Below are 22,065 nucleotides of genomic sequence, written 5' to 3' on the forward strand. Positions count from 1 at the left end.
TCAACTTCAAGGTCGTTAAGGAGTTTGTCGCCAAGACCAAGGAGCGCTGCATGACCGCCGAGGTCATGGAGTCGCTGTCGCCGGCGCAAAACGTCGTCAAGATCGTGCTCGACGAGCTCACCGAGATGCTCGGTTCCACCGAGAGCAAGCTCGTCTTTAGCAACCGCATCCCCAACGTCATCATGCTCGTGGGCCTGCAGGGCTCCGGTAAGACTACGGCAGCCGTAAAGCTGGCCTACCTGCTCAAGAAGCAGGGTCGCTCGCCGCTGCTCGCCGCGTGCGACGTCTACCGCCCCGCCGCTGCCGACCAGCTGGCAACGCTCGGCGGCGAGATCGGCGTGCCGGTCTTCCGCGGTGACGGCGCGCACCCGGTCGATATCGCCAAGGGCGCCATCCAGGAGGCCGTCGACCACCTGCGCGACGTGGTCATCGTCGATACCGCCGGTCGCCTGCAGATCGACGAGCAGATGATGCAGGAGGCCGTGGATATCAAGAAGGCCGTCAAGCCCGATCAGGTGCTGATGGTCGTCGATGCCATGACTGGCCAGGATATCGTCAACGTCGTCTCGACGTTTGCCGAGCGCACCGACTTTGACGGCGTGATCATCTCCAAGCTCGATGGTGACGCCCGTGGCGGCGGCGCGCTTTCGGTGCGCCAGGTGACCGGCAAGCCCATCAAGTTTGTGAGCATGGGCGAGAAGCCCGATTCGCTGGAGCCGTTCTACCCCGACCGCATGGCCAAGCGCATCTTGGGCATGGGCGACGTCGTCGGCATCATCGAGAAGGCCCAGGAGGCGGCTGACGCCAAGCAGCTCGAGGCTGCCGAGCGCATGCTGCGTGAGGGCTTCACCATGAACGACATGCTCGAGCAGATGAAGGCCGTCAAGAAGATGGGCGGCATGAAGGGCATCCTGGGCATGCTCCCCGGCGGCCAGCGTGCGCTCAACCAGATGGGCGGCAACCTGGACGAGGGCATCTTCGACAAGAACGAGGCCATCATCATGTCGATGACCAAGGAGGAGCGCCTGCGTCCTTCCATTATCAACGGCCAGCGTCGCGCCCGCATCGCCAAGGGCGCCGGCGTGACCCCCACCGAGGTCAACAGCCTTATGAAGCAGTGGGGCGAGATGAATAAGATGATGGGCCGCATGCGCACAATGGCCAATCAGGCGCAGGCCGGCGGCAAGAAGGGTAAGAAGGGCAAAAAGGGCAAAAAGATGCGCATGCCCAATATTCCCGGTCTGGATGCCATGGGCCTGGGCGGTATGGGTGGCCTAGGAACGGGCGGCCCCAAGTCCGATATGGACCTGCTGCGCCAGATGGAAGCGCAGATGCGCAATAAGAAGTAACGACCAGTTGAGTCGTGTATGGCGAAGGCCGCCTGGATGGTGTTCCAGGCGGCCTTCGCCGTTGTTGCGTAGTTTGTTGTGTGCGTGGCGTGTGTCGGCACCGAGGCGCTTGCCGTTAGTGGCAGCCGCAGCCCTCGTGGCCTTCGTGGTCGTGATGGCCATGGCAACCGCAGGATTCGCCATGCTCGTGGGTGTGTTCGTGGTCGTGTCCGTGGCAGTCGCAGTTGGCTTCGCCGGTCTGCGCGAGCGTGCCCGCGATGAGGGCTTCGACGCAAGCATCGCAGTTGCCTTGGGCTCCTGCATAGACGGTGATGCCGGCGTGTGCGAGCGCATTGATGGCGCCGCCTCCGATGCCGCCGCAGATGAGCGTGTCCACACCACCGTTGGCGAGCAGGCCCGCCAAGGCGCCGTGGCCGGTGCCACCGGTGCCTACGACCTGCTCGTTGAGCACCTTGCCATCCTGGATGTCATAGATCTTGAACTGCTCGCTGCGGCCAAAGTGCATAAAGATGTTGCCGTTGTCGTACGTCGTTGCCACCCTCATGGCGTCGACCTCCTTTGCTGGCCATGCGGCCGTTGTCGTGGTGATGGGGGAGTACGCGATGTTGCCGCCTTCGATGACGATCGCTCGTCCATTGACCAGCGCGTTTGCCACCTTGCGATGCGCGCGGCTGCAGATTGCCGCCACCGTGGCGCGGGCAATGCCCATGCGCTGGGCGACTTCCTCCTGATTGAGGCCTTCCAGGTCGCACAGGCGCAGGACTTCGAGCTCGTCGACCGTCATCTCGATGGCGTCTCCGCTGGCAAGACCGTCAGGGGTAAAGCCGCGATATTCGGGGATGATCCCGACGCGGCGCAATTTTTCGCGTCTTCCTGCCATGCACCCTCCAAATCTGACATATGTCAACAATAGAATAGCTCGTTGGTCGTTAAGCGCAAGAGATTTCTGGCATATGTCAGAAAATGACGGCTTATGTTAGGGTTGTGGGGTCGAGTATGCCTGGGCTACAATAAATCTCGCTTATAGGCGACTGACAGGAGGGTCAATGAGCAAGGCTGATCAACAGTTTGTAACCATGTGCCGCGATATCTTGGACCATGGCACCACCACCGAGGGCCAAAAGGTCCGCCCGGTGTGGGAGGACGGCACCCCTGCCTATACCATTAAAAACTTTGGCGTCACGGCACGCTACGACCTGCGTGAGGAGTTCCCCGCGCTCACCCTGCGTCGTACGGCCCTCAAATCTGCTATGGACGAGATCCTGTGGATCTATCAAAAGAAGTCCAATAACGTACATGACCTCAACAGCCATATTTGGGATGAGTGGGCCGACGAGACCGGCTCCATCGGCAAGGCCTACGGGTATCAGATTGGGCAGAAGAGCCATTATGCCGAGGGTGACTTTGACCAGATGGACCGCGTGCTGTACGACCTTAAGCACACGCCGTACAGCCGCCGCATTATGACAAACACCTATGTGTTCAGCGATCTGTCCGAGATGCATCTGTATCCGTGCGCCTACAGCGTGACATATAACGTGACGCAGCGCCCGCAGGATGACAAACCGACGCTCAACATGATTCTTAACCAGCGCAGTCAGGACATTTTGGCCGCGAACAACTGGAACGTGTGCCAGTATGCCATTTTGCTGATGATGGTCGCACAGTCCGTCGATATGATTCCCGGCGAGCTGCTGCATGTGATCGCCGACGCCCATATCTACGACCGTCATGTCGATATCGTCCGCGAGCTTATCGAGCGTCCGCAGTTTGCGGCTCCCAAGGTTTCATTGAACCCCGACGTGCATGAGTTCTACGCGTTTACGACCGATGACCTGATCGTTGAGGGCTACGAGCACGGCCCGCAGGTCAAGAACATTCCTATTGCGGTGTAGGTGGCGCTCATGATGTGTAAGCTTTCTGCCATCGTCGCCGTGTGCGATGATTGGGGCATTGGGTGCGAGGGCGACATGGTCGTCTCCAATCGCGCCGATATGCGCCATTTTGTGGCGTGCACCAAGGGGTGTCCGGTCATTATGGGTCGCAAGACGCTGCTGAGTTTTCCCGGCGGGCGTCCGCTTAAGAACCGCCGCAATATCGTGCTTACGCGCGACGAGAGCTTTGCCCTCGAGGGCGTCGACGTGGTGCATAGTATCGACGAGGCGCTCGCCGCGGTAGCCGATGAGCCTGTTGCCTGGGTGATCGGTGGCGGCGAGGTGTATCGGCAGTTTTTGCCGTATTGCGCCGAGGCCGAGGTCACGCACGACCATTGCACCCATGCCGTGGACACGTACTTTCCCGACTTGGACGCCGATTCCGCGTGGGAGATTGCGTGGCGTGGCGGTGTTGCCACGATTGCCTTGGGCGAGGGCGACGAGGGTGTCGATTATGAGTTCGTGACGTATCGTCGCGTTGAGGCGTAAACAGCCTGGCGTGAACGGTATCATCGGGTTGATTGAATGCATGGGGCGGCGCTTAGCGTCGCCTCGTTTGGTATAGATGTGCTGTACAGAAGGGTGTGGGCTGGCTGCTATGACTGATGCCGTTGAGGTTCTGCGAATTGATTCGCTCGAGGACGAGCGGCTCGATGCCTTCGTGCGACTGACCGAGCGCGAGCTGCGCTGCGTGTTGGAGCCGCAAAAGGGCATCTTTATCGCCGAGAGCGCCAAGGTTATCGAGCGCGCGGTGCGTGCCGGATACCAGCCGGTGAGCTTCCTTTTGGGTGAACGCTGGCTCGACCAAATGATGCCGTTGTTCGAGCGCCTGGTCGTGCGCGAGGGCGCGGGTCCGGTTCCTGTGTTCGTGGCCTCCATGGAACTCATGGAGCAGCTAACGGGCTTTAACGTGACGCGCGGCGCGCTGGCGGCGTTCCGTCGCCCGCGTCAGATTCCGGTTGATGAGTTCTTGGACGGCGTCGTTGAGGCGGCAGGGGAGCGCCCGGTGCGCGTATGCGTGCTCGAGGGTATTGTCGACCACACGAACGTCGGTGCGATTTTCCGCTCGGCTGCCGCGCTCAATGTCGACGGCATTCTGGTGAGCCCTACGTGCTGCGATCCACTGTATCGTCGCTCGGCTCGCGTGAGCATGGGCACCGTGTTTCAGGTGCCGTGGACGCGTATTGGCAGTGAGGCGCGCGTGTGGCCGCATGACGGGTTGGCGTCGCTGCATCATGCCGGTTTTTCGTGCGCTGCGATGGCGCTGACGGACGATTCGGTGTCGCTGGACGATCCCGTGTTGCAGGAGATAGACCGCCTAGCGATCTTTATGGGTACCGAGGGTGCCGGCTTGGGTGCCAAGACCATTGCCGGCTGCGACCGAGCCGTGCGCATTCCGATGGCGCACGGGGTCGATTCACTCAACGTTGCCGCGGCGAGCGCCGTCGCCTTTTGGCAGCTGTGCCCGCACGTGAGCAATGAGTATCACTACCAGCCTGGTTTGTATCACTAGGCAGATATTTCGCACCTGGCTCTGATTCGGGGTGTTTCGGTCGACGCCAGTCGGTGCTAAGCTGGTATTGGCTTTGGTCTTAAATTGCCGTTTTGTTGTTTAACATACGTTGGCGGGGGAGGGCGTGTGGCTAAGAAATCTACGGCTATCGATGTAACGCAGGGTGTCATTTGGCAACAGCTACTGTCGCTGTGCGTCCCTATCTTCTTTAGTTCGTTTTTTCAACAGGCTTACACGCTTATCGGTACGTTTATCGTCGGCCAGTTTGGTGGCAAGCTCGCATTGGGTGGCATTCAAGCCACGATGGTGCTTACCGAGCTCTGCATTGGCTTTTGCGTTGGCGTCGGCGCCGGCTGCGCGGTCATTACCGGTCAGTTTTTTGGCCAGCACGATGATGAGCGACTGAGTCGTTCGGTCCACACGGCCATGACGCTCGCGCTGGTGGGCGGTATCGTCTTCTCGATTCTTGGCATAGTGTTCGTTGAGCCCATGCTCGTTTTGATGAATACGCCGCATGAACTTTTGGCCGAGGGCGTTGCCTATGCTCGTTGCTACTTTGCCGCCATGGTTGCGGCGCTGCTGCTCAATATGGGGACCGCGCTGCTGCGTGCCGTGGGCGATACGCGCGGGCCTGCCGTGATCATCGCTTCCGGCTGTCTTGTTAATGCGGTGCTGGATGTCATCTTCGTTGCCGTGCTTCATATGGAGGCTCTGGGCTGCGGCATCGCGGTGGCGCTGACCATTTGCTCCAACGCCACGATGATCGTAATTCGCATGATGCACGCACCGGGGGCGTGGCGGCTTTCGCTGTCCAAACTCGGCATTGATCCTGGCATTTGTAAGAGCATGATCTCGTGTGGTCTGCCGCTTGGCTTTCAGTCTGCTGCGTATTCGATTTCCAACGTTTTGATTCAGGTGTCGGTCAACTCGTTTGGTGCCGATGTCACCACGGCGTGGGGTCTTTCGGGCCGTTTGGATGGCATTGTCTGGATGGTTACCGAGGCGCTCGGCGTGTCGATCACCACGTTCTCCGCACAGAACTTTGGCGCGCGCAACTACGAGCGCATGCGCAAGGGCTACCATACGTCGCTCGTGCTGTCGTTTATGCTCATTGGTGGCCTGTCTGCCATGCTGCTGGTGTTCTCGGGTCCGTTGTCGCGTCTGTTTGTCGACGATGCTTCGATATCGTCGTACACCACGACGATTCTTCATTTCATCGCGCCGTTCTACGCGATCTTCTCGATTATCGAAAACGCGTCGGGCTCCATTCGCGGTGCCGGTGTGAGCTTGCAGCCCATGTTGCTCACGATTTTTGGCACCGTCGTGCTCAGGGTGATCTGGGTGTTTGCGATTATGCCGTTCGATCCGTCGCTTGAGCACCTGCTGCTGGTTTACCCCGTAACCTGGCTCATCACGGCCACGATGTTCACCATCTACCACCACAGCGGCAACTGGCTAGGCCGCGCCACCGCCTAGCCATTAGGGACGTTCTTAAACGACTAGTCGTTGGGGACGTTCTTAAATGACTAGTCGTTTGGGACACTCTTTGCGACACGAATTTCGGGTTTTCATCCAGTTTGTCTTGCACACCCTTGTAAACTGGCAGAACGGGCTCAGCAAATTAGATCGTCCGCGCCTATCAGATGTTGCCCGGTGGGTTTTTGATGGGAGGGCGATATGCCAAGAACGGGTCGAGTCGTTTCGTTGACGGGCTATAACCACATTATCGCGCGTGGAAATGGCGGCATTTGCATCTTTGAAGACGACGAGGATCGATATCGGATGCTCACGTTGTTCGAGGGCAAACTCGTTGGCAATGGTGTTGGCGTTACGGCGTGGTGCCTCATGTCGAACCATTTTCATCTCATGGTTGATGACCCTAACGGAAGAATCTCATCTTGCATGAGCGGCATCCTTACCTCATATGCTAAGTATTTCAATCGCAAAACTGACCGTGTTGGTCATTTGTTTCAGGATCGGTTTAAGAACATTCCAGTTGAGAATGATATTCAGGCAATTGCGCTCGCTGACTACATCCATATGAACCCAGTTAAGGCGGGTGTTTCCGCTGTCGATAGATATCGCTGGTCTAGCTATCGAGCATATGCGTATGGTTATGACGGGTTTGGGTTTTGCGATCCAGGTATAGTGTTGGAACTCGTGGGCGGTTCGCTGGAGTATCGGCATTATCTTGATGAGCGACTAGAGAGCGCACCTTATGATGCCGAGCCCCGTCCTCGTGTTCTCGATGATGAGGTGCTCAAAATCGCGAAGGAGATTGCTTTGCCTGTTTCTCTTTCCGACATTAAGGCGATGACTCCAGCCGAGCGCAGACCGATTCTTTGCAAAATGCGGAAATCAGGTCTTACGGTTAATCAAATTGTTAGGGCGGTTGGTCTTGGCCGCGCAACGGTTGCGAATGGCACGTCGGGTTGGCGTGAATTTTAGGGCCGGGATTTTGCCCTTTTCCCAAGAAAGAGTGTCCCCAGCGACTAGTCATTTAAGAACGTCCCCAATGGCTACCCAAGTGCCGGATTAGTATTCGATGCCTTGGCGGGCTAGGAGGCCTTCGTCGAAGTAGTGTTTGACGGGGCGCATTTCGGTTACTAGGTCGGCAAGGTCGGCGAGGGGTAGCAAGCCGCGGCCGGTGAGCACGAGCTCTGTGGTGGCGGGCTTCAGCGCGATCAGCCCCTCCACATCCTCGCGCGTCACAAAGCCGCGGCGCATGGCCTCGCCGAGTTCGTCCAAAATCAGAACGTCGACCTGTGATATCTGCTCGCGTGCGAGCTCCATGATCTGTGCGGCGCAAGCCTCGGGCGTGTCGCGATCGGCCTGCACAATACGCAGCCCCAGGCGCGGCGCGGCATCATGCTCGGCGCAGTGCAGTTTCTTGGCAAACTGCAGCATAAGCACGTCGAGCCCATAGCCCGTCGCGCGCAAGGCGAGCCCCAACGCAGCCGTCGTTTTGCCCTTGCCGTCGCCTGTATAGATTTGAACCTTGCCGACTTCCAGTGATGCCATCTCTGTCCTTTCGTGCCCGGCATCGGTTTATCGCCGTCCGGGTTGGGTATTCTAGATAGCATTATCAACCCCAGTAGATGGAGTTCAAGCAGATGGAGATGGATGACAACAAACGTAGACGGAATATGATCCTCTATGTGCTCATCGCCTTCGTCGTCTACCTCGTGCTCTCGACCGTTCTGTTCCCCAACATCGGTCACACGCAGCAGATTACGAAGACCGATTACTCGACGTTTGTCAAAGCGCTCGATAAGAAGAGCGTCGACAAGGTCGAGTACAACACGGACGATTACACGATTTATTACACCAAGAAGGGCGAGGACGAGAACATCGCCTACAAGACGACCGGTGTGCCGAATGATGCGGGTTTTACCGATCGCGTGCTTGAATCTGGCGCCTCGCTTGAGTCGGTCATTCCCGATAAGAATTCGGGTCTGATGACCTACTACCTGCTCACGTTCATTCTTCCCATGGCGATTTTCTTCCTCATCGGCTGGTGGCTCAATCGCCGCATGAAGAAGGCCATGGGCGATGACGGCCCGTCGATGAACTTTGGTGGCGGCGGTTTTGGCGGCGGCGGACTGGGCAAGTCCGGTGCTCGCGTGATTGCTTCCAAGGATGTGGGCGTGACCTTTAAGGACGTCGCTGGCCAGGAAGAGGCCAAGGAGTCTCTCAAAGAGGTCGTCGACTTTCTGGAGAAACCGCAGCGCTACGAGGAAATCGGCGCCAAGCTGCCGCGCGGTGCTCTTCTTGTTGGCCCTCCGGGTACCGGTAAGACCCTGCTTGCCAAAGCCGTTGCCGGCGAGGCGGGCGTGCCGTTCTTTAGCATTTCGGGCTCTGAGTTTGTCGAGATGTTCGTCGGCCGTGGTGCCGCTAAGGTTCGCGACCTGTTTAAGCAGGCCAAGGAAAAGGCCCCGTGTATCGTATTTATCGACGAGATCGATACGATCGGTAAGAAGCGTGACGGCGGCGGCTTTAGCGGCAACGACGAGCGCGAGCAGACGCTCAACCAGCTGCTGACCGAGATGGACGGCTTCGATAACCACAAGGGTATCGTCGTCCTCGCTGCCACCAACCGTCCCGACAGCCTCGATCCCGCTCTGCTGCGCCCCGGTCGTTTTGATCGCCGCATCCCCGTTGAGCTGCCCGACCTGACCGGCCGCAAGAACATCCTTGAGCTGCATGCCAAGAGCGTGAAGACGCAGCCGCCGATCGACCTGACTGCGATTGCCCGCGCCACGCCCGGTGCCTCGGGTGCCGACTTGGCAAACATCATCAACGAGGGTGCCCTGCGCGCCGTCCGCGAGGGTCGCAAACGCGCCACCCAGGATGATTTTGAGGAGTCGGTGGAGGTTGTCATCGCCGGCCAGCAGCGTAAGTCGACGGTGCTGTCCGATCACGAGAAGCAGGTTGTGTCCTACCACGAGATCGGCCATGCCATCGTTGCCGCCCGTCAGAAGGGCTCCGCTCCGGTCACCAAGATCACCATCGTGCCGCGCACGAGTGGCGCTCTGGGCTACACCATGCAGGTCGAGGAGGACGAGCGCTTCCTGACGACGCGCCAGGAGGTTCTGGACAAGCTCGCCGTCTACTGCGGTGGTCGCGCGGCCGAGGAGCTCATCTTTGGCGAGATGACGACCGGCGCCGCCAACGATATCGAGCAGGCTACCAAGCTCGCCCGCAACATGGTGACGCGCTTTGGTATGTCCGACGAGTTTGGCATGATGGCGCTCGGTACCGTTCAGAATGCGTACCTTAACCAGGACACGTCGCTCACCTGCGCCCCCGGCACGGCCGAGCGCGTGGACGCGATTGTCGCCAAGCTGATCGAGGACGCGCATGATCGCGCTCTGCAGATCCTGAAGGAGAACAAGTTTAAGCTCCACGAGCTGGCTCGTTATCTTTACAAGAAGGAGACGATCACGGGCGAGGAGTTCATGAACCTCCTCACGCGCGAGAATCCACTGATGCCCAAGCAGCAGTAACGTTGCGTTTGGGACAGTAAATATCGACGCCCCATTTGAGTGCAAGTCTCAAATGGGGCGTTTTTGCTAAGGAGGGATGTATATGAAGATTGTGGTGAGCGCCTGTTTAATGGGCGAGAGCTGCAAGTATAACGGGCTCGACAATTACCATCGCGAGCTGGTTGAGGCTTGCGAGCTTACGGGGACCGAGGTCCTCTTGGTGTGCCCCGAGGTTTTTGGCGGCTTGCCCACACCGCGCGACCCCTCCGAGATCGTGAACGGCGAGGTCCGCACCTGTGAGGGTTTGTCGGTCGATCGTGAGTTTCGCCTGGGTGCCCAACAAGCGCTCGACATGTGCGAGCAAGCGGGCGGGCCGGAAGAGATCGCCGCGTGTATCCTGCAGGACCGTAGTCCCTCGTGCGGCGCGGGCCGCATCTACGACGGAACATTCAGCGGTACCCTCACGGCGGGCAATGGCGTCTTCGTTGATTTACTGCTCCGCCACGGTTATCGCGTGATCCCGGCTAGCGAGTTCGACCCCAGCATACTGGAACATTGTCCACAGCACTCGAACCCAACACTTCCTCACGGGTGACCGTTTTGGCATCATCCGTGAAGTTGATATTGAGTACGACCCGGTCATCAAAGACGTAGACCGAGTTGACAGGCGCCGTATCCAGGCAGCCCCTCCCCGCGGCCCTCGCGCAGGAACGCGTACACGGCCCTCTCGTCTCTTGCGCCCCTCCCGGAACTGTCCACATCAGTGTAGCCAATCCAGTCCACCAAGGGCTGCGGCCCGGACAACGCGGCGATGGAGGGCTTCTTCGGCCTGCTCAAGAAGGAGTTCTGGCACGGCAGGGACTGGCCGGACTGGACCCCCGCCCGCTTCATCGAGGAGCTCGGGGGCTGGATCGGCCGATACAATACGGAGAGGCGCAGCGATGCGCTCGGTGGCCGCACGCCGGCCGAGTTCCGCTCTGCGCTGGGAAGGGCCGCGTAACGGTCCAAGAAATCGTCCGCAGTCCCCATTCTTGCCCCTTTGGGGCGGCTTCTTGTTGGGGCGTGCCTGCCCCAAACCCTGCTAGGAACGAGTGCAGCAAACTGGAATTTTAAATTAGTCTTTGCAAATAACCTTTGAACCTTCACCATCAATTACAATTCCCTGACGATTGTTAATTGGGCATAGATTCAAATCCGAAAACTCTGTCATTATTTTCTCGGTAACTTTCTTAAATGGTGCTGTAAGAAAATGCGGAAGAACATAGAAATCAATCAAATTAAGCCCTGCATCATCTTCTTGTGAGTAGTCCTCCGGCTTTTCATCCATTTGCTCGATATATTGGATGCTTGGAGCGCATACAATCGCACCTGCCGATTCACCAATCATCAGTTTTCCCTTTGCCAATTCTTTCTTCAACAGCTCATCCGTTCCCGTTTTACGGAGCTGGTCTATAAGGAAAAAAGAATTACCGCCGGTAAAATAGATCACATCCGCATCTTCAAAAAGAGACTTTATCGTTGGATAAGCCTCCGTTGAAATATCAATTTCAGTTACGATTGCTCCCAACTTTTTGAATAATTTTCGAGCCGAGCCGACATAACCGGTGTAGCCTTCACGCAGCGAGGCTGTTGGGATAAATGCGACTTTTTTATTTTCAATTTCTTCCTTTATCAGACTTCCTACACTTGAAAAGTGCGAACATAAAAACAGTTTCATCAGTATTCTCCTTTATATATAAATTCTTATTTGTTGAACTAAGCCGTGTTTACCATACTCTCCAATGAAAGAACGCCCTTATATAGAGTAATTTGCTGTTTTCCTGCGTACGTGCGTACACACTCCACAGGAATTCTAAGGGCCCTGCCCCCTTAGCACACGGACTCTGGAACAAAGTCTAGTGTGTTACGCCTTGCCAGAGGTGTACAGGCTCCCGGTGCGCACGTTCGCAGCAATTGCCATTAATGCGCCATATAAGTGGCAATCAAGTTCGCACAAAGCGACCTTGATCCCGCAAAACAAAAGGCAGGATACCATCACCACGATGATATCCCGCCTTTTGTTCGTTCCTGTTTACCGTTCCGAGTAGTGCTTCCGCAGAATTTCCGATAAACAAAAAACGTACCCGAACCCTTTCTCGTAAAGAATCGGGTTCGAGTACGAACTGAATGGTGGAGCAATAAAAAACCACCACAAAGGTGCCTGTCCCCTTTGTGGTGGTTTAGGGTGCTGCTCCCTTGTGGTGGTTTTGGGCTAGGCCTAGAGCGTGTGGCCGTAGGCGTTGGCGGCCTTGATGGCGGCGGCGAATTTTTCGTCGGTGAAGGGCTCCGGGTTGCCTTGCTTCCACTCGTTGGTGGCGTGCGCGTGCTCGCACAGGGCAGGGATGTCGGCCTCGGAAAGCCCGACCTGCTCAAGCGTCACGGGCAGCCCCATCTGCTTGTTAAAGGCGGCGTAGCGCTCAAGGTTCTCGGTATCGCCCGTGTAGGCGAACAGCACCAGCACGCCCAGGCTCACGACCTCACCGTGCAGGTAGGATCCCTCACGCGGAATACTGCAGGTGGCGTTGTAGAATGCGTGCGCCACGCTCGAGTTGTAGTAGTAATCGTTCTGGTTGGTCAGGTTGGAGACGTAGCCCGTGTTGACCACGATGTCGAGCGCAATCTGCTTGACGGCCTCGCTCGACAGGTTCTGGCGCACGTCCTCAAGACCCTGGACGCCATAGGTAAACAGTGGCTCGGAACAGGTGTGGGCGAGCGCCAGGCCAAGACCGGCGGTGTGCTCCAGGTTGCCGGCGCTCGTGGCGTACTCGACCTCGGGCTGTTTAGACAGGGCATCGCCCACGCCGGCCCAGAAGTACTCTGCCGGTGCCTCGGCGATGATCTTGGGGTTGATGAAGATGTGCGCCGGTCTGTTGGGGTACGAATAGCCCTCGAGCGAGCCGTCGTCGTTATACACGACGGCAATGGCGGTCGCGGCCGAGCAGTTGGAGCAGATCGTCGGCACCGTAAAGACGATCTTCTTGAGCTCGATAGCTGCGGTCTTCACGGTGTCGAGCGCCTTGCCGCCGCCGCATGCGATAAGCACGTCGGCTTCCTGGCAGGCAGGGGAGTTTACGACCTTGGCGATATTTGCGCGCGTACTGTTGGTGCCGTAGACGCGCGTCTCCAGAATTTCGACGTCGGTACCCGCCAGCGCAGCTTCGATACCGGGAAGTGCTGCGGCCAGTGCCCGCTTGCCACCGATGATCGCGACCTTCTTCGCGCCGTACTCGGCCAGCGCGCCGGGCAGCTCGTCAAAGCAATCCTCGCCAACGGTGTAGTCGCTCATTCCAATCGTGCGCATAGCAACCTTCTTTCGTTCGATAAAGTGCTTTCAGGTATTTTGCTCCAAGAGAAGGTCCACAGCCGCGAGAAATTTCGAACGTATAAAACCAGTGTTGAGGGTTTTTCGCCGGCGCGGAACGTGCTAGCATACAACGCATGAGCGTTGATGGGGACGAGTAGTCGGCCGTCCGCATGCTACAGAGAGCGGGGAGCGCTGAGAACCCGTGCATGCGACCGATGAAAATCACCCCGGAGCTGCGGTCCCAACGGACGCGCCGCACAGGCACGTCTTAGTAGATATCGCCGAGATGGTCGTCGATACAGATCAGCCGAGTAACGGATGCGAGCGCGCGGCGACGCGGGCGAGGGCATCTAAGCTGGGTGGTTAAGCGAAGAGCTTTTGCGGGCGTACGGCCCGTTTTGTGGCGCTTCGTCCCAGCTTGTAGGGACGGGCGCTTTTTGGTGCCCTACGGGCGTGCGCGCCCACGACATGAAAGGGGTACCGTGGCAAACGAGTACAAGCAGACGATGAATCTGCCCAAAACCGGATTTCCCATGCGTGCCGGTCTTTCCAAGTCCGAGCCCAAGCGACTCAAGGACTGGCAGGACAACAAGGTCTACGAGCAGGTTCTGAAGAAGAACGAGGGTCACAAGAAGTTCGTGCTGCACGACGGCCCTCCGTACGCCAACGGTCCGATCCACATCGGCCACGCCATGAACAAGATCTCCAAGGACATGATCAACCGTTACTGGATGATGCAGGGCTATGAGGTTCCCTATGTCCCCGGCTGGGACTGCCACGGCCAGCCGATCGAGCATAAGGTCGAGGAGAAGCTCGGCACCGAGAAGTTCAACCAGACCCCCACGGCCAAGATCCGTGAGCTCTGCAACGAGTTCGCTGTCGAGAACATCGAGCTTCAGAAGGCCGGTTTCCGTCGTCTGGGCGTGCTCGGCGACTGGGACAACCCCTATCTGACGCTCTATCACCAGCATGATGCCGCCGACATCGAGGTCTTTAAGGCCATGTTCGATAAGGGCATGATCTATCGCGGCCACAAGCCGGTTCACTGGTGCAAGCACTGCCACACCGCGCTGGCCGAGGCCGAGATCGAGTACTCTGACGAGACGAGCCCCTCCATCTTCGTGCGCTTTGAGATGACCTCCAAGCCCGCCGGCCTCGAGAACTTCGACGGCCCGGTCGACTTTATCATCTGGACGACTACGCCGTGGACCATCCCCTCCGACCAGGCCGTTTCCCTCAAGCCCGGCGCCGCCTATGTCGCCGTTGAGCACGATGGTCGTGCCGAGGTCATGCTCGAGGACCTGGCTCCCAAGTGCTGCGAGGAGTTTGGCTGGGAGTACACTCCGGTAATGGTCGACGGCAAGCCCTATGTGGTTCCCGCCGAGACTTTCCACCACATCCACTACAAGCAGCCGATCTTTGACGGCGTTGAGGGCGTGGCGCTGCTGGCCGATTACGTTGGTGTCGATGACGGTACCGGTATCGTCCACAACTCGCCCGGCCACGGCGTCGACGACTACTTTGCCTGCCTCAAGGAGGGCATCACCGACATTTGCATGCCGGTCGATGACGACGGCAAGTTCTACACCGGTGAGGAGTTTGGCACCGGTGGTCCCTTCAGCGGTATGGATACCGATGAGGCCAACCCGCACATCATCGAGTTCCTGCGCGAGCGCGGCACCCTGGTCCTCGAGAAGAAGATCACGCACAGCTATCCGCACTGCTGGCGCTGCAAGCACCCGGTGCTCTTCCGTGCTACCGACCAGTGGTTTGTCTCGATGGACAAGACCGGTTTGCGCGAGCAGGCTGGCAAAGAGGTCCGCGAGAACGTCAAGTGGTATCCGGCCCACGCGGCCAATCGCATTGGCGCCATGGTCGAGCAGCGTCCCGACTGGTGCATCAGCCGTCAGCGCAACTGGGGCGTGCCTATCCCCAGCTACACCTGCGCCGACTGCGGCGAGAAGGTCATGAACGACGCCACGCTCGACGCCGTTATCAAGCTCTTCCACGAGAAGGGCTCCGACGCCTGGTTCACCGACGCTCCCGAGAGCTACCTGGGCGAGGCTTGCGTCTGCCCCAAGTGCGGCGGCCATCACCTCAAGGCCGATAAGGACATCCTCGACGTGTGGTGGGACTCCGGCGTTTCCTGGAAGGCCGTCTGTGAGTATCGCCCCGAGCTTGAGTACCCGGCGGACGTGTACCTCGAGGGCTCCGACCAGCACCGTGGTTGGTTCCAGAGCTCGCTGCTTACCTCGGTGGGTGCCAACGGCCATGCTCCGTACAAGGCGGTCGTTTCGCAGGGCTTCACGCTCGATGGCCAAGGCCGCAAGATGTCCAAGTCGCTCGGCAACGTCATCGACCCTAATAAGGTCTGCGACGAGATGGGCGCCGACATCATCCGCCTGTGGGTTGCCTCCGTCGACACCAGCTCCGATGTTTCCATCGACCACGAGATTCTCGCTCGTACGTCCGATGCCTACCGTCGCTTCCGTAACACGTTGCGCTTCCTGCTCTCCGAGCTCGAGGGTCAGTTTGAGCCCGAGACCGATGGCGTTGCCTTTGCCGACCTGTTGCCGCTCGACAAGCTTATGGTTGCCCGCCTGACCCAGGTCCAGGCCGAGGTCGACGATGCCTACTCTTGCTACGAGTTCCCGCGCGCCTACCGTGCGCTTTACGACTTCGTGGTTACCGAGCTCTCCAATGTGTATCTCGATGCCCTGAAGGACCGTCTGTACTGCGACAAGCCCGGCTCGCTCGAGCGCCGCAGCGCCCAGACCGTGCTGGCCGAGCTCTTCTCGATGCTCATGCGCGACTTGCAGCCGATCCTGTCCTACACGGTCGACGAGGCCATGGCCTATGCGCCCGCCGGCTGCGTCGATCATCAGAAGTACGCCGCGCTGCTCGATTGGTACAAATCGCCCATCACGGTCGACGAGGCCAATGAGTTTGAGGGTGTGCTCGAGGCTTCTCTCGAGCTCCGTAGCGCTGTGACCAAGGCCCTTGAGGATGCCCGCTCCGCCGGCACCTTCACCAAGAGTCAGCAGGTCCGCGTCAAGGCGGTCGTTCCCGCCGAGATGTATGCGCTGCTGACCGGCGACAAGGCCGTCGACCTGGCCGAGTTCTACATCGTCTCCGATGTTGAACTGACCCAGGGCGAGGAGCTCTCCGTTGCCATTGAGGCTGCCGAGGGCGAGTGCTGCGACCGTTGCTGGAACTATCGCACCACCGTCGGCGAGTATAACGGCCACGCGCATATTTGCGAGAGGTGTGCGAATGCCCTTTAAGGCACGGTAACTCGGCATTTTAGTTATAGGGAGAATTTGGACGCCTTCGGCCCATTTGCCCCGCTGAATATAAGCGGCATTCTGTTTTTCGGAATGCCGCTTTCGTTTTTAGCTGGTTATTTCACTTGTGTTGGTGGATATGTCGTGCGCTCTGCGTGTGGCAATATAAGATGGTTACTTGCGTTAAACGTAATTCGATGTTCTTGAGGGTAGGGGATTTCTTTGGGTCGTTCTGCGGATATGACGCCGCCTTTGCGTTGGCGGTTGGGTGTTGCTGGTGGCGTGGCGTTGGCCGTGCTGCTTGTTGACCAGCTGACCAAGCTTGCGGTTCGTGTCGTGGGCGATGCTCTGCATGTGACTGTTATCCCCGGTGTGATCGACTTCCTTTTCGTGCGCAACATCGGTGCTGCCTTTAGCATGGGCGAGGGCCATGGCATAGCGTTTGCCGTACTGGCGCTTGCGGTTATTGTCGCCATCGCCGTGTACCTGGTTCGCGCGCCCCAACTCGCTCGCCTGGAGGTCGTGGGCATGGCGATGGTTGCGGGCGGTGCTATCGGCAACGCGATCGATCGCTTAGCTATGGGCTTTGTGACTGATTTTATTGCCACTACCTTCATTGATTTCCCCGTCTTTAATGTTGCGGACATCGGTATTACCGTGGGTGTCGTGCTCGCCCTCGTTGGTTACATGTTCTTGAGTCCCGCCGCTCGCGAGGTCGATGCGACCGCCGAGCTCAACGCCCGTGACGAAGCCCGCGCTAAGCGCAAGGCCCAGCAACGTGGGGAGCGTGCCCGCAAGATTCGCGAAAGGAATGAGCGCTAATGGCCGACATCCATATTCTTGTTGCCGACGATTCTGCTGGTCAGCGGCTTGATGCCTATCTGGGCGCCAACGACGGCTGCCCCACGCGCTCTGCCTGTGCGCATCTGATTGAGGGCGGCTCCGTCGCCATCAACGGCGAGACCTGCCTGTCTAAAAAGTACGCCGTGCGTGCCGGCGACCGTATTTCGGTCGACCTGCCCGAGCCGCACGATCCCACCGACGTGATCCCCGAGGCCATCCCGCTCGACATTCGCTATGAGGACGACTATCTCATCGTGCTCTCCAAGCAGCGTGGCTTGGTGTGCCATCCTGCCCATGGACATGAGAGCGGCACGCTTGCCAACGCCCTGGTCTATCACTGCGGTATCGACCATCTGGGCACCGTGCAGGGCGAGGACCGCCCCGGCATCGTGCATCGCCTGGATCGCGATACCTCTGGTCTTATGCTCGCGGCCAAGGACGACGACACCCAGCGTGCGCTTCAAAACCTTATCCGCACGCGTACGCTCGACCGTCGCTACATCACGCTTGTCCACGGTCATATCGCCATGGATGAGGGCACCATCAACACCGGTATCGCTCGTTCCACGCGTGACCGCGTCAAGATGGCAGTTTCGGACGATCCTTTCGCGCGCCAGGCCATTACGACCTTCAAGGTGCTCGAGCGCTTCGATTCCACGCGCTTTGACGATGGCTATACGCTCGTCGAGTGCCATTTGTTTACGGGTCGCACGCACCAGATTCGCGTTCATATGCGCCATATCAATCACGCCTGCGTGGGCGATCCGCTGTACGGCAAATGCGATGCGCGCGCCGACCAGGGTCTGACCAGGCAATTCCTGCATTCCTGGCGCGTGGCGTTCGATCATCCGGTAACGGGGGAGCGCATCGAGTGCCGTGACGAACTGCCCTGGGATCTTGCTGCGGTTCTTGACGACCTGGCCCCGCGCTCGCTTGGCCGCACTGCCGCCGGTGACGAGATTGTTCCTCAGCTCGGCTTGCTCGAAGCCTAGTCAGTTTTAGGTGGTTTCTTGAACTCGGTAAGCCTGCGGTAAGATATACGATTGTCTACGTTACGCGTTCCCGGGAGCCTGTATGCTCGCCTTTTTACAAACCAACACGCCCATCGTGATCTTCAATCAGATTGTCGTCACGCTGCTCACGGTCTGCTTTCTGTACCAGGTGGTCTTCTTTGTCATCGGTGCTCTTCGTGGCGAGGTCGCGCCTCCCAAGGCCAAAAAACTCCACCGCTATGCCTTCTTTATCGCGGCGCATAACGAGGAAGCCGTGATCGCCAACCTCGTACGCTCCATCAAGGACCAGGATTATCCGTCCGAGCTCATTGAGGTCTTCGTGGTCGCCGATGCTTGCACCGACAATACGGCACAGCTTGCGCGCGAGGCCGGTGCTATTGTTTATGAGCGCAATGACCTGGCCCGTAAGGGCAAGAGCTGGGTCATGGACTTTGGTTTCGATCGCATTCTCAACGAGTATCCCGACACGTTTGAGGGTTACTTTATCTTCGATGCCGACAACGTTATCTCCCGCGATTACGTGTCTAAGATGAACGATGCCTTTGACCAGGGCTTCCATGTGGTCACGAGCTATCGCAATTCCAAGAACTTCGGCAGCTCGTGGATCTCGGCAGCTAATGCCACTTGGTACCTGCGCGAGGCGCGCTTCCTCAACAACGCGCGTAATATCTGCAAGACGTCCTGCGCTGTCTCGGGTTCGGGCTATCTCATTTCTGCCAGCGTGATCGAGGGCATGCACGGCTGGCAGTTCCATACGCTGACCGAGGATATCCAGTTCACCACGTTCTGCGCCATTCACGGCATTCGCATCGGTTACGCACCGGCGGAGTTCTTTGACGAACAGCCCGTGACGTTTAAGGCGTCCTGGAAACAGCGCATGCGTTGGACCAAGGGCTTCTACCAGGTGTTCTTTACCTACGGTAAGCACCTGGTCAAGTCGACGTTCCGCTATCATCGCTTTGCTGCCTACGACATGTTTATGACGATCGCCCCGGGCATGCTGCTGTCCCTGATCTCCATGCTCGCTAACGTGACCTTCCTCGTCGTGGGTGGCCTTTCGCACGGCTTTTTGGCCACCGAGGTCGAGATGCAGGCTTGTGCCGCGTCGCTTATCATGACCTTCGTGATGCTGTATCAGACGTTCTTTATCCTGGCGCTACTCACAACCATCTTTGAGTACAAGCACATTCACTGCGCGCAAAAGTGGCGCTTGGTGACCAACCTGTTTACCTTCCCGATCTTTATGTTCAGCTATATCCCCATTACGGTGGCCGCGCTGTTCCTCAAGGTCGACTGGGTTCCGACGCAGCACGCCGTAAGCGTCACCCTCGACGAAGTTATGCAGGGTGCCAAATAGCCACCACCTAAACCACCACAAAGGGGACAGGCACCTTTGTGGTGGTTTTTTCGTTTGAACCCTAGGTTGAGGGGGTTTCGTTGTTCTATATCCCGTTTTGGCTGTGCGCCTTTGCCGGTGCGCTCATCGATGCCCGTGAGCGGCGGTTTCCTAACGCGCTCGCCGCTGCCTGTGCCGTGGCGGCATTTGCGGGCGTCTGGCTTGATCTTGGCCTGAACACCGCACTTGACCACGCCGACCTCGCGGTCATCGTGTACTTGGCTCTCGTGTTGACCGAGTCCCTCTGGCGTCGTGTTCGTCAGGCCCCCGGTATCGGCATGGGAGATGCCAAGGCGCTCTTTGCCCTTTGCACCCTCGACCCTTTGGGTGGCATCGTTGCGTTTGCTACCTCGCTCCTTGCACTTGCTGTCGCATGCCTCATCACAAAATCGCGCTCCTTGCCATTGCTGCCGTTTTTGGTGCCGATATTTGCCATAATCGAGGTCGTGGGTAGTACGCTGTAACCGTTTGCGCGCCCTTTTTAAGGAGCATGCCATGGCAATCAATCAACAGACAGCCGCCATCAAGGCGCGTATGGATCGCATTCCCGCGGCGTTGTCGCCCGAGCTGGTCGAGCGTATCGCCGCCGACCGCGCCTCAGGTGTCGTTAATCCCTATCGATGCGGTGACGACCAGGTCATCCGACGTGTCGATCGGGCCGCAGACGAGGGCACGCTCATGCGTCCGGCCTTTATGCGCGATGCTGAAAAGATTCTCCATCTGCCCGCGTACGCCCGATACGCCGGCAAAACGCAGGTTTTCAGCTTCCGCAGCAACGACGACCTGTCGCGCCGCGGCCTGCACGTGCAGCTTGTCTCACGCATCGCTCGCGATATCGGACGTGCTTTGGGGCTCAACTGCGACCTGATCGAGGCAATTGGCTTAGGCCACGACTTGGGTCACACGCCCTTTGGCCATGCCGGCGAGCGATTTCTCAACGATATCTACCACGAGCGCACGGGTCGCTTCTTTTTCCATAACGTGCAGTCGGTCCGCGTGCTCGACGCGCTGTACGGCCGCAACGTGTCGCTCCAGACGCTCGATGGCGTGTTATGCCATAACGGAGAGTACGAGCAACGCGTGTTCGAGCTCTCGGGCATGAGCTCATTTGACCAGTTCGATCAGACGGTCGAGGACTGCATCGCCACGGGCTATAGCGCGATTGAGCACCTGCGCCCCATGACGCTCGAGGGTTGTGTCGTTCGCATCTCGGATATCCTTGCCTACGTGGGGCGCGATCGCCAAGACGCCATTGCGGCTGGCCTGCTGTCGCCCGATGCTTTTGACGACGGCCTGGGCGGAGCATACAACAGCTGGATCCTCACGCATGCGTCCATCGATATCGTTGAGCATAGCTATGGCAAGCCGCGCATCGAGATGAGCGAGGACTTGTTCGAGGAAATCCGCCGCGCTAAGCGCGAGAACTACGAGAAGATCTATAGCAAGGGCGGCATCGAAGGCGACTCCGAAGCGGAACTGCGCGAGGCGTTCGAAAAGCTCTATGACCGTTGCCTGCAGGATATAAACGAAGGCGACAAGTCCTCCTATATATTTAAGCACCACATTTCGCGCATTGAGCAGCAGCTTTCCTATTACGACCGTACCTATGCATGGCAGGACGATAAGGACCAAGCCGTGGTGGATTACATTGCGAGCATGACGGATGGCTATTTTTGCGAGCTCACGAGCAAGTTGTTCCCGGGATTGAAGTTTCCGCACCGTACCTATATTAACGAACGGTAGTTCGTATATTTTCGGTATACTGTTCGTGGAAAACGTTTTTGATTGATGCACGGGATGGCTATGGACGACCTTTTTTCTGCTTCGACGCGCGAGCGTTCCTTTCAGAATGCACCGCTTGCGGTGCGCATGCGACCCAATTCACTCGATGAGTACGTGGGCCAGCAAAAGGCCGTCGGTAAGGGCTCATGGTTGCGTGCCGCGATTGAGCATGACGTGCTGTCGAGTGTGATTCTGTATGGGCCGGCCGGTACGGGCAAGACGACGCTGGCCCACATTATCGCCAACCATACTAAGAGTGAGTTTGTCGAGGTCAGCGCTGTGACGGGCACCGTAAAGGACTTGCGCCGCGTGATTGACGAGGCCAAGACGCGTCTGAATACCTATGACCGTCGCACCATTCTTTTCATCGACGAGATTCATCGCTTCTCTAAGTCGCAGCAGGATGCCTTGCTGCATGCGGTTGAGAACCGTACCGTCATTATGATTGGCGCCACGACGGAGAACCCGTACTTTGAGGTCAACTCGGCATTGTTGTCGCGCGGTCGCGTCGTGGAGCTTGAGCATCTTAAAGACGAGGATATCGCCACACTGATCGAGCGTGCACTCGAGGCGCCGCAGGGTTTGAACGGCAAGTTCTCGGCCGATGAGGATACGGTTAAGAC

20 protein-coding genes are annotated in these 22,065 nt (G+C 58.2%); 16 read left to right on the forward strand and 4 right to left on the reverse strand.

The genetic code is table 11. The annotated features are described in order from the left end of the window. Positions 1-1,349: signal recognition particle protein (gene ffh, locus ABHR76_RS05750; RefSeq protein ID WP_346977036.1), on the forward strand; the 1,349-nt coding region annotated here is incomplete at its 5' end. Positions 1,350-1,464: 115 nt separating this feature from the next. On the opposite strand, the gene ABHR76_RS05755 is transcribed toward ffh, so the two are convergent. Continuing rightward, positions 1,465-2,229, reverse strand: a complete 765-nt coding sequence (locus ABHR76_RS05755) for a DUF134 domain-containing protein (RefSeq protein WP_346977037.1) — start codon at positions 2,227-2,229, stop codon at positions 1,465-1,467. Between the two features lie 166 nt (positions 2,230-2,395). Between ABHR76_RS05755 and thyA the strand changes: the two genes are divergently transcribed. The 5 genes from thyA to ABHR76_RS05780 all read left to right on the forward strand — a co-directional run bounded on the left by thyA (position 2,396) and on the right by ABHR76_RS05780 (position 7,244). Further along, entirely contained in the window at positions 2,396-3,244 is an 849-nt protein-coding gene (thyA, locus tag ABHR76_RS05760; protein WP_346977038.1) for a thymidylate synthase, read from the forward strand. Between the two features lie 9 nt (positions 3,245-3,253). Beyond that, a complete protein-coding gene (locus tag ABHR76_RS05765; protein ID WP_346977039.1) occupies positions 3,254-3,772 on the forward strand; it encodes a dihydrofolate reductase in 519 nt (172 codons plus the stop codon). Positions 3,773-3,881: 109 nt separating this feature from the next. Further along, the gene (locus ABHR76_RS05770; protein WP_346977040.1) at positions 3,882-4,796 is read left to right on the forward strand and encodes a TrmH family RNA methyltransferase; all 915 of its coding nucleotides are present in this window, start codon (positions 3,882-3,884) and stop codon (positions 4,794-4,796) included. A 126-nt stretch (positions 4,797-4,922) separates the two neighbouring features. After that, positions 4,923-6,272: an MATE family efflux transporter gene (locus tag ABHR76_RS05775; protein WP_346977041.1), complete on the forward strand. Its 1,350-nt coding sequence runs from the start codon at positions 4,923-4,925 to the stop codon at positions 6,270-6,272. Between the two features lie 201 nt (positions 6,273-6,473). Next, the gene (locus tag ABHR76_RS05780; RefSeq protein WP_271747157.1) at positions 6,474-7,244 is read left to right on the forward strand and encodes a transposase; all 771 of its coding nucleotides are present in this window, start codon (positions 6,474-6,476) and stop codon (positions 7,242-7,244) included. Between the two features lie 87 nt (positions 7,245-7,331). On the opposite strand, the gene ABHR76_RS05785 is transcribed toward ABHR76_RS05780, so the two are convergent. Then, on the reverse strand, positions 7,332-7,817 hold the full coding sequence (locus tag ABHR76_RS05785; protein ID WP_346977042.1) for a cob(I)yrinic acid a,c-diamide adenosyltransferase: 486 nt from the start codon (positions 7,815-7,817) through the stop codon (positions 7,332-7,334). Positions 7,818-7,909: 92 nt separating this feature from the next. Between ABHR76_RS05785 and ftsH the strand changes: the two genes are divergently transcribed. The 3 genes from ftsH (at position 7,910) to ABHR76_RS05800 (ending at position 10,781) form a co-directional block, all read left to right on the forward strand. After that, positions 7,910-9,802 (forward strand): ATP-dependent zinc metalloprotease FtsH, encoded by a 1,893-nt coding sequence (ftsH, locus tag ABHR76_RS05790; protein ID WP_346977043.1) that lies wholly within the window; start codon positions 7,910-7,912, stop codon positions 9,800-9,802. A gap of 82 nt (positions 9,803-9,884) precedes the next feature. Continuing rightward, positions 9,885-10,376 carry a 2-thiouracil desulfurase family protein gene (locus ABHR76_RS05795; RefSeq protein WP_346977044.1) on the forward strand — a complete coding sequence of 164 codons (492 nt, stop codon included), beginning with the start codon at positions 9,885-9,887 and terminating at the stop codon, positions 10,374-10,376. A gap of 216 nt (positions 10,377-10,592) precedes the next feature. After that, on the forward strand, positions 10,593-10,781 hold the full coding sequence (locus ABHR76_RS05800) for an IS3 family transposase (RefSeq protein WP_430392686.1): 189 nt from the start codon (positions 10,593-10,595) through the stop codon (positions 10,779-10,781). Between the two features lie 114 nt (positions 10,782-10,895). Here the strand turns inward: ABHR76_RS05800 and ABHR76_RS05805 are convergent, their stop codons facing one another. After that, positions 10,896-11,498: a Type 1 glutamine amidotransferase-like domain-containing protein gene (locus ABHR76_RS05805; RefSeq protein ID WP_346977045.1), complete on the reverse strand. Its 603-nt coding sequence runs from the start codon at positions 11,496-11,498 to the stop codon at positions 10,896-10,898. Between the two features lie 540 nt (positions 11,499-12,038). Beyond that, complete coding sequence (locus tag ABHR76_RS05810; RefSeq protein WP_271747153.1) at positions 12,039-13,121, reverse strand: iron-containing alcohol dehydrogenase family protein; 1,083 nt, start codon at positions 13,119-13,121, stop codon at positions 12,039-12,041. A gap of 509 nt (positions 13,122-13,630) precedes the next feature. On the opposite strand from ABHR76_RS05810, the gene ileS reads away from it, so the two are divergent. The 7 genes from ileS to ABHR76_RS05845 form a co-directional block, all read left to right on the forward strand. Next, positions 13,631-16,408, forward strand: a complete 2,778-nt coding sequence (ileS, locus tag ABHR76_RS05815; RefSeq protein ID WP_416377928.1) for an isoleucine--tRNA ligase — start codon at positions 13,631-13,633, stop codon at positions 16,406-16,408. A 222-nt stretch (positions 16,409-16,630) separates the two neighbouring features. Beyond that, positions 16,631-17,230, forward strand: coding sequence for a signal peptidase II (lspA, locus tag ABHR76_RS05820; protein WP_346977046.1), 600 nt, complete (start codon positions 16,631-16,633; stop codon positions 17,228-17,230). Next, positions 17,230-18,243, forward strand: coding sequence for an RluA family pseudouridine synthase (locus ABHR76_RS05825; protein WP_346977047.1), 1,014 nt, complete (start codon positions 17,230-17,232; stop codon positions 18,241-18,243). Before lspA ends, ABHR76_RS05825 begins: the two co-directional genes overlap by 1 nt. A gap of 82 nt (positions 18,244-18,325) precedes the next feature. After that, positions 18,326-19,621: a glycosyltransferase family 2 protein gene (locus ABHR76_RS05830; protein WP_346977048.1), complete on the forward strand. Its 1,296-nt coding sequence runs from the start codon at positions 18,326-18,328 to the stop codon at positions 19,619-19,621. 80 nt (positions 19,622-19,701) lie between these two features. Then, positions 19,702-20,124: a prepilin peptidase gene (locus tag ABHR76_RS05835; RefSeq protein WP_346977049.1), complete on the forward strand. Its 423-nt coding sequence runs from the start codon at positions 19,702-19,704 to the stop codon at positions 20,122-20,124. Positions 20,125-20,155: 31 nt separating this feature from the next. Further along, positions 20,156-21,403, forward strand: coding sequence for a deoxyguanosinetriphosphate triphosphohydrolase family protein (locus ABHR76_RS05840; protein ID WP_346977050.1), 1,248 nt, complete (start codon positions 20,156-20,158; stop codon positions 21,401-21,403). Positions 21,404-21,463: 60 nt separating this feature from the next. Further along, on the forward strand, positions 21,464-22,065 hold a 602-nt coding region (locus tag ABHR76_RS05845; RefSeq protein ID WP_346977051.1), incomplete at its 3' end, for an AAA family ATPase.

Source organism: Collinsella aerofaciens, from assembly GCF_039752985.1.
GTDB classification, from domain to species: domain Bacteria; phylum Actinomycetota; class Coriobacteriia; order Coriobacteriales; family Coriobacteriaceae; genus Collinsella; species Collinsella aerofaciens_BT.